The sequence below is a fragment of the Blautia sp. AF19-1 genome, assembly GCF_003479155.1.
GTDB lineage: Bacteria > Bacillota > Clostridia > Lachnospirales > Lachnospiraceae > Fusicatenibacter > Fusicatenibacter saccharivorans.
In genome coordinates this window covers 100890-116513 of record NZ_QUGQ01000006.1, presented here as the reverse complement: position 1 = coordinate 116513, position 15624 = coordinate 100890, and the positions used below count along the sequence as shown (strand labels likewise).

At 50.7% G+C, this 15624-nt stretch carries 14 protein-coding genes; all 14 read right to left on the bottom strand.

Features of this window, described 5'->3' with window-relative positions; translation table 11 throughout:
- Positions 1-88: 88 nt before the first annotated feature.
- A complete protein-coding gene (locus DWX26_RS05700) occupies positions 89-1306 on the bottom strand; it encodes an aspartate aminotransferase family protein (RefSeq protein WP_118601049.1) in 1218 nt (405 codons plus the stop codon).
- 337 nt (positions 1307-1643) lie between these two features.
- On the bottom strand, positions 1644-2198 hold the full coding sequence (locus DWX26_RS05690; protein WP_118601047.1) for a helix-turn-helix domain-containing protein: 555 nt from the start codon (positions 2196-2198) through the stop codon (positions 1644-1646).
- A gap of 193 nt (positions 2199-2391) precedes the next feature.
- Positions 2392-3108, bottom strand: a complete 717-nt coding sequence (locus DWX26_RS05685; RefSeq protein ID WP_055220004.1) for a SigB/SigF/SigG family RNA polymerase sigma factor — start codon at positions 3106-3108, stop codon at positions 2392-2394.
- Between the two features lie 33 nt (positions 3109-3141).
- The gene (gene spoIIAB, locus DWX26_RS05680; RefSeq protein ID WP_270423031.1) at positions 3142-3612 is read right to left on the bottom strand and encodes an anti-sigma F factor; all 471 of its coding nucleotides are present in this window, start codon (positions 3610-3612) and stop codon (positions 3142-3144) included.
- Between the two features lie 38 nt (positions 3613-3650).
- A complete protein-coding gene (locus DWX26_RS05675; protein WP_022461763.1) occupies positions 3651-3974 on the bottom strand; it encodes an anti-sigma factor antagonist in 324 nt (107 codons plus the stop codon).
- 207 nt (positions 3975-4181) lie between these two features.
- On the bottom strand, positions 4182-5597 hold the full coding sequence (locus DWX26_RS05670; RefSeq protein WP_118601046.1) for a tetratricopeptide repeat protein: 1416 nt from the start codon (positions 5595-5597) through the stop codon (positions 4182-4184).
- 9 nt (positions 5598-5606) lie between these two features.
- Positions 5607-5780: a hypothetical protein gene (locus DWX26_RS16855; RefSeq protein WP_022461761.1), complete on the bottom strand. Its 174-nt coding sequence runs from the start codon at positions 5778-5780 to the stop codon at positions 5607-5609.
- Between the two features lie 26 nt (positions 5781-5806).
- On the bottom strand, positions 5807-7102 hold the full coding sequence (locus DWX26_RS05665) for a bifunctional folylpolyglutamate synthase/dihydrofolate synthase (protein ID WP_055228045.1): 1296 nt from the start codon (positions 7100-7102) through the stop codon (positions 5807-5809).
- 182 nt (positions 7103-7284) lie between these two features.
- Positions 7285-9501, bottom strand: a complete 2217-nt coding sequence (locus tag DWX26_RS05660; RefSeq protein ID WP_117802353.1) for an LTA synthase family protein — start codon at positions 9499-9501, stop codon at positions 7285-7287.
- Positions 9502-12153: a valine--tRNA ligase gene (locus DWX26_RS05655; RefSeq protein WP_055266296.1), complete on the bottom strand. Its 2652-nt coding sequence runs from the start codon at positions 12151-12153 to the stop codon at positions 9502-9504.
- Between the two features lie 426 nt (positions 12154-12579).
- The gene (locus tag DWX26_RS05650) at positions 12580-13380 is read right to left on the bottom strand and encodes an MBL fold metallo-hydrolase (RefSeq protein WP_055220012.1); all 801 of its coding nucleotides are present in this window, start codon (positions 13378-13380) and stop codon (positions 12580-12582) included.
- Positions 13381-13452: 72 nt separating this feature from the next.
- Positions 13453-13893 (bottom strand): SseB family protein, encoded by a 441-nt coding sequence (locus DWX26_RS05645; RefSeq protein ID WP_243030551.1) that lies wholly within the window; start codon positions 13891-13893, stop codon positions 13453-13455.
- Between the two features lie 83 nt (positions 13894-13976).
- Positions 13977-14936 (bottom strand): hypothetical protein, encoded by a 960-nt coding sequence (locus tag DWX26_RS05640; RefSeq protein ID WP_118601045.1) that lies wholly within the window; start codon positions 14934-14936, stop codon positions 13977-13979.
- Between the two features lie 18 nt (positions 14937-14954).
- Positions 14955-15527 carry a M48 family metallopeptidase gene (locus tag DWX26_RS05635; protein ID WP_118601044.1) on the bottom strand — a complete coding sequence of 191 codons (573 nt, stop codon included), beginning with the start codon at positions 15525-15527 and terminating at the stop codon, positions 14955-14957.
- Between the last annotated feature and the right edge of the window lie 97 nt (positions 15528-15624).

The window sequence follows — 15624 nt, the reverse complement described above, 5'->3', positions numbered from 1 at the left end:
CAGGGGCGAAGCATGGTTCTTTGCTTTTTGACGTCCTTGTCCTGTTCTTTTCACGCTATGAGATTTTCTTTGTTTCTATAAGAATTCTTTATTTTTCCAGAGCTTTTACGGTTTCTTCGATGATAGCAACTGCCTTGTCGCAGTCCTCCTCGGTTACGATAAGCGGAGGGATCAGACGAATGATGTGCGCTCCGATGGCGGTGATCAGCAGATGGCGGTCAAGGCAGCCATGTTTGACTTCTACGCCGCTGATGGTATCATCAAACTCTACGCCGACCAGCAGTCCCTGATGTCTGACTTCTTTGACATGCGGCAGTTTTGCTAATTTTTCTGCGAAGTAATCACCGACTTTCTTTGCATTTCCGGCAAGGTCGCGGTCAATCAGTTCGTTGACTTCTGCCAGTGCTGCTGCACAGCTGACTGGATGGCCGCCGAAGGTAGTTCCGTGAGATCCCGGGGTAAAGGCTTTTGCTACTTCAGCTGTTGCGCAGATTGCGCCAATCGGCATTCCGCCGCCAAGACCTTTTGCCATGGATACGATATCCGGTTTGATGCCGTAGTTCATGTAAGACATTACCGCACCGGTTCTGCACCAGCCGGTCTGTACTTCATCAATCAGAAGCAGCATGTCGTTCTCATCACAGAACGTCCGGAGTCCCTGCATGAACTCTTTCGTTGCCGGATGAACACCGCCTTCGCCCTGTACCGGCTCAACCATGATGGCGATGGTGTTTTCGGTACATGCATCTTTGAAGGCCTGCAGATCATTGTACGGTGCGTAGGAGAATCCGTAGGTCATCGGTCCGAATCCAACCTGGCATCCGTTGCCCGGCTGACCGGTTGCAGACATGGCACCGAAGGTTCTTCCATGGAAGCCCATCTTTGCGGTTACGATGTGGTAACGGTTCGGGCCGTATTTCTCGATGCCGTACTTTCTTGCCATTTTGATCATGGCCTCGTTCGCCTCGGTACCGGAGTTCTGATAGAAGATCTTGTCCATGCCGATGGTCTCGCAGACTTTCTCAGCAAGCAGTGCCTGCGGGATGGTGTATGGATAGTTGAAGGTATGCATGATATCGTCGAGCTGCTCTTTTGCTGCAGCAACAACTTTCGGGTTTCTGTTTCCAGCGTTGTTTACGGCGATGCCTGCGTAAAAGTCAAGATACGGCGTTCCGTTTTCGTCGTACATGTACATCCCCTCTGCGGTTTCTGCAAGGAAATCGAAACGCTCGTAGGTCTCGATCATGTACTTGTTTACTTTGTCTTTGATGTCCTGAACCGTTAATCCTGTGTCTTTTAATCTCATAGTGTTATCCTCCCATAGCGTTGAAAAGATTTTTTAAATAAAAAACAAAAAAGCAAAGACTACTCGTTGGTAAGCGTCTTTGCTTTGTTTTTCGTTTATTATTTTGTACAACCATACAATAGCACCACTCCCTATATTTGTCAATTACTTTTTTTAAAAAGTTTTTTATTTTTGTTTTTTCTTTAATGCCCGATTTTTCTATTCTTTTTTGATGCTTTTTCGTCTTCCGCCGTATTTTTTTCATATCCGTTGTTTTTTATTCTGATGTTCCAGCGAATTTTTGTCCATTATATTGAACAGTTCATTCAAAAAAAGAAAGCCTGTTATTCTGCGGCTTTTAGTGATAGTCGAGAAAGAAACACATGCAGCTCGTCTTCTCCGTCCCTCTGTTGCGGTAGATGTGGGTCTGGTCTGTCTCGAAACGGAATGCCTGCTTCAGGTGGATCTCATGCTCTTTTCCATTGCACTCCACTGTCATCACGCCGTCTGTCACCACCAGGTACTCTCTTGTTTTCTCTCCGTGGCCGCCGCTCACATACGTTCCGCCCGGTTCGATGTCGATGCGGTAGATTTCCACAAGCCGCGTGTCCTCATACGGAAAGCACGTCCACACAGTGTACTGCCCCTCCAGCTCTTTCGTCGGAACCAGATCCTCCGGTGTCACAAGATAACTATCCACCAGCGGCGTTGCAATCAGCTCCTGAAATTCAATCCGCAGGCCGCTCGTAATCTTCCCAAGCACGCCAAGCGACGGGTTCGCCGTTCCCTTTTCGATCTGCGAGAGCATACTCTTGCTGACCCCGGTCTGCTCTGAGACATGGTCGAGACTCATCCCTTTCGACTGCCGGATCCGTTTCAGATTGACCGCCACATTTTCTGTCAGATAATCCATGTTCTTCCACCTGCCTTTCTTCGTATTTCGCTCATTGTAGCACACCTTCCTCCGATATTCCAGTGAATATTTTTAAACTTTCTGCCGCCTTTCCCCGCTTCGCCTTTCTTTTCTTCCTTTATCCGCCCGGGTTTCAGGCGCTTTTCTCTGCCTTTCCCAAGAAAAGCGCCCTTCCGCCGGATTTGTATTTTTGTCAGACCTTTTCCATCCGCATCTGCCGCAGAATCTTCTTTTCCATCCGCGACACCTGCACCTGCGAAATCCCCAGTTTTCCGGCGATCTGCGCCTGCGTCATGTCCTGAAAATAGCGCATGTAGATGAGCTGCCGCTCCTTCGCGGGCAGTCGTCCCAACAGCTCTTCCAAGAAAATCCGGTTCAGCAGCTTTTCCTGCCCGTTCTCTTTTTCCGGAATGCGGTCCATCAGAGAAATATCGTGGTTTTCCCCCTGATAGATGGTCTTCTGCAGCGATTCCACCTCCGCGCCGGACTCCATCGCCTCCACGATTTCCTCCACGGTAACATCAAGCTCCCCCGCTATCTCCGCCAGCGTCGGATCGCGCCCGTTCTCCCGCTCCAGCCGCTCCCGCACCGCATACGCTTTCCACGCCAGTTCCCGGATCGGGCGGCTCACCTTCACCATCCCCTCCGACCGCAGAAACCGCCGGATCTCCCCCGCAATCATCGGAACCGCATACGTCGAAAAACAGACTTCAAACGAAGGATCAAATTTATCAATCGCCTTCAACAGCCCAATGCTCCCGATCTGGCACAGATCCTCCATCTCCACCCCGCGGTTTGCAAACCGCCTCACCATGCTCCAGACCAGTCCCATATTTTCCTCTGCCAGTGTATCCCTTGCCGCTTTATCCCCTTCGTGTGCCTTTTCGATCAGGGCAAGCGTATGTTCCATGCATTCTGACTCCTATGACTTCCGATCCGGCCCTTACATTTCCGGATGCACACCGATTTTCCGTTTCATCACCACTTCCGTCCCCCATCCCGGATGCGACCTTACTTCCAGCTCATCCATAAACGCCTCCATAAACGAAAACCCCATCCCCGACCGCTCCAGCTCCGGGCAGGTCGTAAACATCGGCTCCATCGCCTTCTCCACATTTTCGATCCCGACGCCGGTATCTTTTACCGTCACCTGAAACACCTTCTCCTCCAGATCCAGCACACACTTCATCTGAATTTTCCCTTTTTCCTGCCGGTATCCGTGAATCATCGCATTCGTAACCGCCTCCGAAATCGCCGTCTTGACATCCGCCACTTCCTCCACCGTCGGATTCAGCTGCGCCAGAAACGCCGCCGCAGACACCCGCGCAAAACTCTCATTGCAGGGACGGCTCTCAAATTCCAGCGTCATCGTATTCCACCGCATCTTCTCTTCTGTTTTCATCCTTTCTCGCATCATCCCATTCCCCTTTCTGCCCACTCCCCGTCCAAAACCTACTTCCACGTCTTCTCCTCTTCCACCTCAATCACCCGCGTCACCCCCGACATCACCAGAATCCTCCGCATCCGCTCTCCCACATGCACCGCTCTCACCTTCCCGCCAATCAGCTCCATCTCCCGAAACCTCCCCATCACCAGTCCAATCCCCGAACTGTCCATAAACACCGTCTTCCGAAAATCAAACACCACCTCCCTCACATTCCTCTCCACCAAAATCTCCCCCGCCTCCTCCCGAAGCCGGTCAGCCACAAAATGATCCACCTCTTCCGGAAGCCGAATCGTCATCACCGCATCCTTCACCCAAACACGATTATCCATTTCCCATCCTCCCCTTTTCCTGTCATAAAATAAAAAACACAAAAGATTTTTCGCCGTAAAGCGAATTTCATCTTTTGTGTTTTATCTTCTCACTTTTATACTTTTTTGCCCTTCGTCCCACGCACCCTCCGCGTAGTCAGTGGTATCAGCCCGACGAAACAGCGCCGCATCTCCTGCGGCATTCTGCCCCGCGGGCATCCGTCCTCACTATTCCTCCGTCTTCACAGTCCCCCCCAGCGCCTCAATCTGCTGCTCGGCCTTAGTAGCCTTCTGGGTTCCCGGGAACTTATCGATGATCTCCTGGAACACCGAAATCGCATTATCGGTATCCCCACTCAGCCGATACGCATGCGCCAGATAGTTAAGCACCGTATAGTCACTGTCGTTGATATTCTTAGCCTTCGAAAGCTTATCAATCGCCTCCGTGTAATTCGAATCATCAAACGCACTGACGCCAGAATCTGAGAGTTCCTGGAACATCGTCGACTGCATGCTCTTGTAGATCGTATCGTAAACGGCTCTTGCATCTACAGAGAGGGCCTCCGGGTTGACCTCCGTCAGTGCATTGGTTGCATTGCTTGTATTGCCCTGCTGCTGCGCTTCCACTGCTTTCAAAAGGTTTTCATACGAAGCCACCGTGTCCTGTGCCGTCTGGATCTGCTGCTGGGCAGATGCCGTCGTTTCGTTCAGGGAATCCACCTGGCTCTGAAGCTGATTCAGCTGCGCCTCCTGGCTCGCCATTTTTCCGCTGTATTCCACAACCTTTTCATCCGCCTGGCGGTTAATTCTCTGCGTATTCGCCGGCCCGACGAGAAACCACACAACCAGTGCGCCGAGCATCAGTCCAATGCCGATATTCAGCATGGTAGCCGCCGTCGATGTCTCGCGGAACGTCGGCGGAATAATCACCGTATCGCCGCTTACTACCCGCTCTCTTTCGTCCTCCCGCTGCTCTTCCGTCCGCTCCCTGCGTCCGAACCGCCTCGGCTCCAGCGATGTCTGCGTACCCGTCTGGAAGTCAACCTCCTTCAGGAAACGCAGCGTCGTCGAATTTGTCTTGTCAATTTTCGCCGCCTTTTTCAGAATCTTCCGCGCTTTCTCATACTCACCCTTGTGAATATAAATCAGCGCCAGCAGATGATATCCCTTGATCAGCTTCGGATTCTGGTTCAGAATCTTGCGCAGCTGGATTGCAGCCACATCCTCATTGTTCTCGCGGCAGCATTTCAGCGCACTGTTGTATTTCTTGATCGTCTGATTGATCATATCCAGCTTCGCCTGCTCCGCCTGCAGCGTCGCAATATACTCCGTCGCCACATTATTCTCCGGCATAATATTCTTGCTGATGATCCACTCACTTAACGCCGCAACCGCTTCACCCGTCTCAAAATAGACAAGGCCTAACAAGTTCCGCGCATGGATGTTGTATTTGTTAAACTTCAGACTCCGCCGCAGCATATCGATCGCTCCGGAAAGATCCCGGATCTCTGCCTTGTCGAGGCCCAGATTGTAGTACATATTCGAAAGAGAAAAACATTTTCTCTGTACTCTCAGGTTAAAACCACAGTTGGGACAGATCTCCATTCCGACGTCCACAACCGATTTACAATTCATACAGTTCATTCCGGCACCTTACTCTTCCTTTTCCGCTTCTGTCTCGTTTTCCTGTTCCGGCTTGTCGTTTTTCATCATTTCTTTCAAAATGTCGATCACATCCGTCAGATCACGGCTGTAAATCGCATCCTCCACCTCGTCCACATCGAGACACGGTTTAAACTTCTTCAGTTCTTCTTCGTAATTTAACATAAACAAAAAATTCCTTCCTGTATTCGCTAACCATTCCGCTTTGCAAGATATGCTTTCAGTTCGCCCGCCAGATACAGAGAACCCACGCAGAACAGCATGCCGCTGCCCTTTTTGCCCAGTGCCTTCTCATACGCTGCCCCGATCTCCGGTTCCGCGCAGACATCCGTGCATCCTGCTTTTCTGAAGTCCTCTGCAAGCACTTCCGCCGGTACGACGCGGCTTCCGTCGATCTGCGTTGCAACAACATGGGACGGATGGATGCCCTCGCAGATTTCACCGATCATCTCATGATAGTGCTTGTCTGCAACTGCCGTGAACAGAATCGTGATCTCGTTTTCTTTCGCAAAATAGCCTGCCGTGCTGACAAACTGTGCAATGCCGTCCTCGTTGTGCGCGCCGTCGATGATGACGCCCGGCGCAGCCATTTCCATACGGCACGGCCATTTGATCTTCGAAAGGCCTTCCGCAAGCACGTTCTTAGGAATGTCGTGCACGTCCTGCAGAATATGCATCGTGTAGAACGCAAGGCTTGCATTCATCATCTGGTATTTTGCCACGTACGGAATCGCAAGCTCTGCTTTTTCGCCGCCTGGGTATGCAAAGGTAAAGGTGATGCCCTCGCGGCTCTGTGTTTTCATCTCATAGAACGACGGCTCCATCGGCCATGCCGGGCTTCCCATCTCTTTCGCCTTTGCGGCAATGACAGAAGCCGGACCTGGCTGGCTGGCGTCGTAGATTACCGGGACACCGGCTTTGATGATGCCGGCTTTCTCTCCCGCAATCGCCTCGAGGGTATCGCCGAGATACTCGGTGTGGTCGCGGCTGATGGACGTGATGATGCATGCCAGCGGCTTTTCGACCACATTTGTCGCATCCAGCCGTCCGCCAAGGCCGGTCTCCATGACCAGGTATTCCACGCCGGCTTCTTTGAAAATCAGCATTCCCATCAGGAACAGCGTCTCAAAATAGCTCGGATGGCCTTCGCCCTCCGCCTCGTATTCTTTGGCTGCTTTTTCCACTTTGAGAAATGCGTCGAGAAACTGCTCATCCGACACATCTTCCCCGTTGATCTGGAACCGCTCGTTGATGCGTACAAGGTGCGGGGAGGTAAAAAGTCCTGTCTTTTTGCCGCCTGCAAGCAGCATCGCATTCAAGTACGCGCAGACGCTTCCCTTTCCGTTCGTGCCCGCCACATGGATAATTTTGATCCCTTCCTGCGGATTCCCAAGGCGCGAAAGAAGCTCCCTCGTATGTTCCGGCGGATGCTTCACCGTAAATTTCGGTATTGTTTCGATATAATCAACTGCTTCTGTATAATTCACTTTATTTCACCATTCTTCAGTATTTTAGGGCTGCTTTCAAACCCTAGTATCATTATAATCGAGTGACCGGATATGTCCATAGCAATTTTCAAAATTTTGTCCCGACTTTTCGACTTTCCCCGTAAAAAGATACAGTGGGACGTCAAAATCCGCCCCACTGTATGATCTTTCGGACACTCTTTTTAATTCTGCAGACCGCCGTCTTCGGCCGGTTTATCGCTGTTTTCTGTTTTTGACGGCTCAATCTTGTCGCCTTCGCCCTCCGGCGCACCGGACGGCGCTGCCGTCAGTTCATCCTGCGGCGCAGTGCTCGTATTGGCATTTTCCTGCGTCACATCTGTTTTCGTGCTGTCCGGGTTCGGCGTCGGCGTCGGTGTAGATACCGTTTTTGGCTCTTCATACATCATCGGCTCTGTCCTTGTCAGCACCTTCTTCGTCGAGCTGTTGCTCTGCTGCGCGATTGTAATCTGATCACCGTCTTCCAGGGTCAGACTATGCACCATCAGAATCGACGGGCTGACATAAACGGTATCCTGTATCTCCTCGTTGACTTCCACACGGCTCGATGCCGTAAAGTTTTCTCCGTAAAAATACCAGGTATCTTCTCCGGATTTTTCAATTCGTTCCAGTGTTACCGGCAGAGCACCCATCTGCAGCTTCACACGCTCATACGGTGTCTCTCCGTCTTCTCCGTAAACGTACCGTTTTCCATACAGCATATCATACTGCAGCACCTCGAGATCCACCTGATAATTCTTCGTATTCCGTCTCGTCTGATGATACCGGAAAATGGTTCCGTCATGAATTCCCACACGGTTCATAACCTCTGCTGCAATCTGGTAGGAAGCAATGTTTTCCTGTTTTCTTTTCAGTCCCATATTATCCCAGATTACGTATTCGGTCTGATACAGATAGCGGTTCTCCAGATCTTCTACTTTCAGTCCCATCGTTGGCAGATGGTCCCCGTACATCACAAGTACCACCGGCTCCGGATAATCCGCAAGCTTTGTCGTCAGCTCTTTGACAAATATGTCCATCTCATGAATCTGATTTACATAATATTCCCAGGAATAATTATTTTTTTCCCGGTCTTCCGCGCCTGTCACTGTAATCTCCGGATCGTCAAGCACCGGCTCTGTCGGATAATCACCGTGGCCCTGTACCGAAATCGTATAGATATAATCCGGTTCGTCTGTCGCATCGAGCGTTTTTATGATCTCTTTTGTCAGAATATGGTCTTTTACCCATCCTGTCGCCGTCACATCCGAGATATCCGGCATATATTCCTCCGAGGTAAAGGTATCAAAACCAAGACGTGAGAATACACTTCTTCTGGAATAGAAGTTTGCTTCATTGTTGTGGATCGCATGGGTCGCATAGCCAAGATTCTTTAAAACATACGGCGCACTCTCACAGGTCTCCTCTGAAAGCACCGATTTGTACGGATACTCACCCGCTCCGAAATACCGGAGGCTCATGCCGGAAATAGTTTCAAACTCTGTGTTTGCTGTTCCGGCTCCCACCACCGGCACGCGGAGATAACCGGAAGAATAATCCTTCATCAGCTGCCGGTAATACGGGATCGGATCCTCGGAAATGTTGAGGAAATTAACCAGCTCCGGATCGAAAAAGGACTCCAGCTGCAAAAAGATAATATTCGGTTTTACCGTATCATCCTCTTTTTGTTCGCCTTCACTCGTCTCAATCTGTTTCACGAGCTGTTCGGAATAGCCGTTCGGCTCTGAAATTCCCGTATCAAACAGGGTGACTGCCAGACAGTACGGATAGCCGTAATCCTGGTAGGCAAATGCGATGTTGACGAAATAGCTGGAAAGCACACGCTTTGCAAGCGCCAGATTCGTTGCTCCCGTAAAGAGTACAATTACCAGAGCAATTAACGGCACATTCAGATACCAGCGGATTTTCCCCTGAAATTTCGGTCCTTTGATCCAGACCCATACAAAAAATGCCAATAATGCCACAAGGGCTGCTACGACGAGGATCATGGTACCTTTCGACAGATACTTCGTCACGACCTTTGCGCCGTCACTTAAATTCCGCAAGTCCGGTCCGGTAAACGGCGTGACGCGGTTTGCCAGAATCACACCGTTAATGATGCCGAGCAGCAGCCAGAAACAGCTCATCACCAGCCGTACCAGCACACGTCTGCGGAACAGATAAACTACCATAAAAGTAGTGAAGATCAAAAATGCATTGTACAAAAAGACCCATGGGCTTTCCACCATGTAGCTCCATGCAGATGCCAGCGAATGGCGGGAAAATGCTTCAATCACCAGATACAGAATACAGCATCCCAGGGCCTGCAGCGGCAAAGAGAGCCAGTTGCAGACTTTCACTACGGTTTCCTTGTTTCCATGCAGTTTTTTTCCTTTTTTCATTTATTTTTTCAGCTGCTCCAATCTTGTCTGAACCTGCTCCATCATCTGCTGATAGTTCGCCAGTTTTTCTTTCTCTGCCTGAACTTTTGCTTCCGGAGCTTTGTTGATAAAGTTCGGGTTGCCAAGCATGCCGTTGGAACGTGCGATCTCTTTTGTCAGACGCTCTTCCTCTTTCGTAAGGCGGGCGATCTCTTTTTCCAGGTCAACCAGCTCGGCAAACGGAATGTAGATCGTTGCCTGCGGGATCACTGCGGATACCGCATCGTCTGCGATGCCGGCTTTGTCTGCCTGTACGTGAACTTCGCTTGCTCCTGCCAGAGTTCCGAAGAATACAGCACCGTTTTTGAAGGTTTCCTGTACAGCAGCATCTTCCGTTACAACGAATACGCTTGCTTTCTTTGACGGCGGTACGTTCATACTGGTGCGGACACCACGGATGCTTCTTACCGCCTCTTTCATCATCTCAACGGCTGCCTCATCCTCTGCGTATGCAAAGTCTTCGGTCTCTTTCGGCCATGCGGCGATCATGATGGAATCCTCGTCCGGATTCAGTGTGCAGTAGATTTCCTCTGTGATGAACGGCATAAACGGATGCAGCAGCTTTAATGCATTGCCAAGAACGGTTTTTAAGGTCCACAGTGCAGCGCCCTTCGTCTCGTCGGTCTCGCTGTACAGACGCGGTTTTACCATCTCGATGTACCAGTCGCAGAACTCCTCCCAGATAAAGTCGTAAACCTTCTGTACGGCGATACCGAGCTCGTAGCGGTCCATGTTGTCCGTTACTTCCGTTGCCAGCGTGTTTACCTTAGAAAGAATCCATTTATCTGCCAGTGTCAGTTTGTCTTTTGGCATTTCAGACGGAACTTCTGCTTTTTCCAGGTTCATCATGATGAACCTGGAAGCGTTCCATACTTTGTTTGCGAAGTTACGGCTGGCTTCTACACGCTCCCAGTAGAAACGCATATCGTTTCCAGGTGCATTACCGGTCATCAAAGTCAGACGGAGAGCATCTGCACCGTATTTGTCAATGACTTCGAGCGGATCGATACCGTTTCCGAGGGATTTACTCATCTTGCGTCCCTGGGAATCACGAACGAGTCCGTGGATCAGTACGTGGTGGAACGGAACCTGTTTGGTCTGCTCCAGTGCGGAGAATACCATACGGATAACCCAGAAGAAGATGATGTCGTATCCGGTTACGAGTACGTCGGTCGGATAGAAGTAATCAAATTCCGGTGTTTTCTCCGGCCATCCTAACGTGGAGAACGGCCACAGAGCAGAACTGAACCAGGTGTCCAGGGTATCCGGGTCCTGAGTGAGATGGGTGCTGCCGCATTTCGGGCATTTTTCCGGCATTCCGCCTCTTACAACCGTGATCTCGCCACAGTCATCACAGGTATAGGCCGGGATACGATGACCCCACCAGAGCTGACGGGAAATACACCAGTCGTGGATATTGTTCAGCCAGTTCTGATAAATCTTGCTGAAACGATCCGGGATGAAGTTTACTTCCCCGTTCTTCTCTGCTTCGCTGGCAGCTTTTGCCATATCTGCCATTTTTACAAACCACTGCGGTTTGATCATCGGCTCTACGGTTGTCTTACATCTGTCGTGAGTTCCTACGTTATGAACGTGATCCTGAACCTTTACCAGAAGGCCAAGCTTCTCGAGATCCTCTACCATGGCTTTTCTTGCCTCGTAGCGGTCCATGCCGGCGTATTTGCCGCACTTGTTGTTCATGGTTCCGTCATCGTTTAAGATGTTGATCTCTTCGAGGTTGTGGCGTTTTCCTACCTCAAAATCGTTCGGGTCGTGTGCCGGTGTGATTTTTACGCATCCGGTTCCGAACTCTTTGTCTACGTAAGCATCTGCGATAACCGGGATTTCACGGTCGGTCAGCGGCAGTTTCAGCATTTTTCCTACAATATCGGTGTATCTTTCATCCTCCGGATTGACAGCTACGGCAGTATCGCCGAGCAGAGTCTCCGGACGGGTCGTTGCGATTTCTACGAAGCGGCCTTCTTCTCCAACTACCGGGTAGTTGATGTGCCAGAAGTGGCCTGCCTGCTCCTGATATTCAACCTCTGCATCGGAGATGGAAGTCTGGCATACCGGGCACCAGTTGATGATGCGGCTTCCTTTGTAGATCCATCCTTTTTCATACAGACGGCAGAATACTTCTTCTACGGCTTTGGAGCATCCCTCGTCCATGGTGAAGCGTTCTCTCTCCCAGTCTGCGGAGGAGCCGATCTTTCTTAACTGGCTGTTGATGCGTCCGCCGTACTCTTTCTTCCACTCCCAGCAGTGCTCCAGGAATTTTTCGCGTCCGATTTCATCTTTGTCGATGCCCTGCTCTTTGAGCATATTGGTAACCTTTACCTCGGTTGCAATCGCCGCATGGTCGGTTCCCGGCTGCCAGAGGACTTCATATCCCTCCATCCGTTTGAAACGGCAGAGAATATCCTGCATGGTGTTGTCGAGTGCATGGCCCATGTGAAGCTGTCCGGTTACGTTCGGAGGCGGCATCATAATGGTAAACGGTTTTTTGTTCGGGTTTACAGTGGCGTGGAAATATCCTTTATCCAGCCATTTCTGATACAGTCTGTCCTCGAGTCCTTTCGGATCGTAGGTCTTTGCGAGTTCTTTGCTCATGAGATCCTCCTTTTATGTTTGGTGTATTGTGGTATTTATTCCCGCAGAGGCTTGTCTTAAATCAAAAACGCCCTTCACATACACATAACATGCATGCAAAGGGCGAAAATTCCGCGGTACCACCTTAATTTGTATCTCGTTTCGGAGTCTGTAACGTGACTCATGCGTGAGAACCTAGTCATCACATCTTCTGTGCTTTTCAGCTCTCCGGTTCAGAAGCTACCTTCCATGACCACCTTCCCGGACAGCCTTTCAGCCGGTGAACCGTCCTCTCTTTTGGGGTCTGCCATGTACTCCTCTTTCTCATAACCTTTTCTTTTTCTGTTGGAATAGAAACTGCATTTATCATAATCGCGTTTTTTTATTTTGTCAAGCCGCCGCGGGCAAAAACCTTTCTTCTTATGGAAGTTTTAAGATTTCACGCGCTTATTTTCGGTGAATCCGCGATGCACAGTACTGCATTTCTGCGCGGCCGTACGACGCGTAGCGGACCTGTTCTTTCGAAAACGGCTTCGCATTGCTTGGCCGTCCTAGGTTTTCGCCGTGGATCACCTGATCCACAAGGTCGATGAGATCTGCGAGAACACCGAGGCTGAGCGGATTGTAAACCGGATGCGCCGTCGATTCAAACACCTGCGTGTGATGACCGCCGAAGAATTTCATGCGGCCGCCCCTCTTCACAAGCCACACCATCAGTCCGACCAGCCCGTCGTAATACTCTTCCAGGCTCGTTCCGCCCGGCACCTGCATCCAGACACCGCAGCCGCTTCCGATCGCATCTCCGGTGAACAGGTAATTCTGTTTCGTCTCCAGCACAACGACGCTGCCCGGCGTATGGCCCGGTGTCTGACAGACGGCCAGCTCTGTGCCGCCGAGCGGAATCACGGAATCGGTACGGATGTCATGAATCTCCTCCCACGGTTTTAATTTTCCCGCTGTCAGCATCACAAGCGTCTCTGGATCCATCTTCTTTTCATCGTGGCACATGTACACCTCATCAAACTCATCCATGTGATACATGTGATCCGGATGCGCATGCGTGATGACCAGCAGAAGCGGCTTGTCCGTCAGCTCACGGATCACCGGCAGAATCTTTGTGCCTGCCGTAATGCCGGTATCAATGACAGCCGCTTTTTCTTCACCTTCTACTACATAGAACGATGAATTTCCTGCGTCCAAAATACAGTAAATTTTTTCCCCGATTTCTGTTACCTGAAAACCCTCCATGATGTAAAACCTCCTTAAAATAATAATGTACCCTCGGAGTCTTTCTGTGCTTGCTTTTTTCCTTTCGGCAATTCAGTGCCCCGCATTCTCTTCCCCGATGATAATCGAAAGCAGCGTATGATCCAGCATGATCGTGCGGTTCCACGGATTGAAAATCACACCGCTGATCTCCTTTGTTTCGGATGCCATGTGGATCAGCTGTTCCAGGCTCACGAGAAACGTAGATTTCACGCTGCCGGTGCCCTTTAATTCCTCATCAAAGCTCGTAAACGCGGCCCACCAGACTTTTCCGTCTGCGCTCTTTACCGTTCCGATCCGGATCTGATCGTCGCCGGATGGCGGTTCCACGGAAAGAATCGCCTGTCCGCCCTCTTTCATTCTGCGGCGGATTACCGTCAGCACATGTGCCAGCAGTTCCGGCGTCGGCTCCTTTTGCAGTCCCAGAATTGCTTCCTCTATCGTTTCATTCCCCTGCAGCCCTTCGTCCTTTAGAGTTTCCATTTCTTTTGCCATTGCTCTTGTCCTTTCTTTTTCGCTTTTCCCACACAGAATCTGTGTACCATCATCCCCGGCAGCTTCGGCACTTCCGATGACATTTACTCTGCGCCTACCCAGATGCCGTCTTTCCCGCAGAATCTGCGCTCTTTTGATAAATCCAAAACGTTTTCCATCCGCTTTAAGATCTGATCGTACTTCCCTTCCCGCATCAATGCAATCGTCACCTGATCCGTTCCGATCTGCAGATGGCGGAAGCCGCGTTTTCCTTCCTCCGTCCACGGCAGAGTCAGCTCCAGTTCAAAGCCGCCGCTGCTTCCGTACAGCTCACCCAGCTGTTCGTCCGCAAACAGCTCGAAAAGCGGCTGATAATATGCTTTGAAATAATTCTCCTCTGGAAACCAAAGTGTCCCGTCCCCGGTCCGCTCCGGCTCTTTTACAACGGCATTCAGATAGCCTCTCTCGTAATACGTCATGCACGCCGCGCTCTTCGCCAGCGGATTTTCATTGATCTTCTCGATCTCCGACGCCGCCCGGCATCCGTTTCCAAAGGCCGCCTGGCTGTTCTCGCTCCTGCCGACCGGCTCCCAGACGCTCCATGCGTTCTGCTTTCCGTATCCGATCAGATCCTGGCGGTATGCACCGTTGTATTTTACAAATTTTTTCTCCCCCGGCTGCTCGATCAGGTTCAGCGGTACCATACAGTCAATTCCGTACAGCTTCTGCGCAATCAGCCGCGTGTAGATGATGCCGAGATAATGACAGATTGCACTGCGCTCCGCCGTGTCGAGATACATAATCTGCTCCGCTTTTACCAGCTGGTCGCCGCGTGTTTCGAGCACACTCTCCACCATCGCAATCCGTGACTGCAGCTCCGCCTTCCGTTTTCCGCGGTAGCGCGCCGACAGACGGCCGTACGGCATCGTGCTTGCAAGAACCGCGTGCAGCAGCTCCAGATTCGTGTATTTGATCATAATATCTTTCTTATTTAAACCGAGCTCTGCGTCGGTATCGACTTCCGTCACATTGATGATATATGTTTTTTCTTCGGTCAGTATCATTTGTTTTGCCTCTCTTTTTCAGTACTCTCTTCCATGCTCCTTCAGCCAGCTCTGCCACACTTTGTAATCGGGCATCTGCTGTGCCACCACCGCGTAAAACCGCGCGGAATGGTTCATCTCTTTCTGGTGCGCCAGCTCGTGGATAACGACGTAATCCATCACGCGCTCCGGCATCAGCACCAGTTTCCAGTTGTAGTTCAGGTTTCCGGCGCTGCTGCAGCTGCCCCAGCGGGTTTTCTGCTCACGAATTGTGATTCTGCCATACGTTACGCCCATCTCTTTTGCAAAATGTGCCGTCTTTTCCGCCAGCATCTGCGCCGCACGTTTAACCGCCGCTTTTCGTTCTGCTTCCGTCAGACGGTTCGCTGCTTTCTGCTCTGCGGCCGCCAACGCTTTTTCCCGGTGTGTGTGAATCCAATCCTGTTTTTCTTTTAAGAATGCTTCGATTTTGTATTTTGCCATCCGTTTCGGTGCGCGCACCACCACGCTTCCATCCGCTTTGACCTGGACGGCGAGCGTTTTGCGGGCGGAATACACGATCTCATAGGGAATCTGTTTTAAAATCCGTTCTGCGCGGTCTTTCTGTTCCATTTATTTTTCCTCAAAAGCTGTCTGTTTTACCATTTTTTTACCTGTTTTTCATTATACCTTTTTCCCGGCGGAAACGCAATCGGATTGCTCACAGAAA

What these genes read in the sequence shown, in the direction of transcription:
- DWX26_RS05675 (WP_022461763.1), bottom strand. Translation starts at nt 3,974, where the DNA reads ATGGATAATCGTGTTTGGGTGAAGGATGCGGTGATGACGATTCGGCTT.
- DWX26_RS05645 (WP_243030551.1), bottom strand. Translation starts at nt 13,893, where the DNA reads ATGGCAAAAGAAATGGAAACTCTAAAGGACGAAGGGCTGCAGGGGAAT.
- DWX26_RS05660 (WP_117802353.1), bottom strand. Translation starts at nt 9,501, where the DNA reads ATGAAAAAAGGAAAAAAACTGCATGGAAACAAGGAAACCGTAGTGAAA.
- DWX26_RS16855 (WP_022461761.1), bottom strand. Translation starts at nt 5,780, where the DNA reads ATGTTAAATTACGAAGAAGAACTGAAGAAGTTTAAACCGTGTCTCGAT.
- DWX26_RS05635 (WP_118601044.1), bottom strand. Translation starts at nt 15,527, where the DNA reads ATGGAACAGAAAGACCGCGCAGAACGGATTTTAAAACAGATTCCCTAT.
- DWX26_RS05640 (WP_118601045.1), bottom strand. Translation starts at nt 14,936, where the DNA reads ATGATACTGACCGAAGAAAAAACATATATCATCAATGTGACGGAAGTC.
- DWX26_RS05700 (WP_118601049.1), bottom strand. Translation starts at nt 1,306, where the DNA reads ATGAGATTAAAAGACACAGGATTAACGGTTCAGGACATCAAAGACAAA.
- DWX26_RS05690 (WP_118601047.1), bottom strand. Translation starts at nt 2,198, where the DNA reads ATGGATTATCTGACAGAAAATGTGGCGGTCAATCTGAAACGGATCCGG.
- spoIIAB (WP_270423031.1), bottom strand. Translation starts at nt 3,612, where the DNA reads ATGCGAGAAAGGATGAAAACAGAAGAGAAGATGCGGTGGAATACGATG.
- DWX26_RS05670 (WP_118601046.1), bottom strand. Translation starts at nt 5,597, where the DNA reads ATGAACTGTATGAATTGTAAATCGGTTGTGGACGTCGGAATGGAGATC.
- DWX26_RS05655 (WP_055266296.1), bottom strand. Translation starts at nt 12,153, where the DNA reads ATGAGCAAAGAACTCGCAAAGACCTACGATCCGAAAGGACTCGAGGAC.
- DWX26_RS05650 (WP_055220012.1), bottom strand. Translation starts at nt 13,380, where the DNA reads ATGGAGGGTTTTCAGGTAACAGAAATCGGGGAAAAAATTTACTGTATT.
- DWX26_RS05685 (WP_055220004.1), bottom strand. Translation starts at nt 3,108, where the DNA reads ATGGAACATACGCTTGCCCTGATCGAAAAGGCACACGAAGGGGATAAA.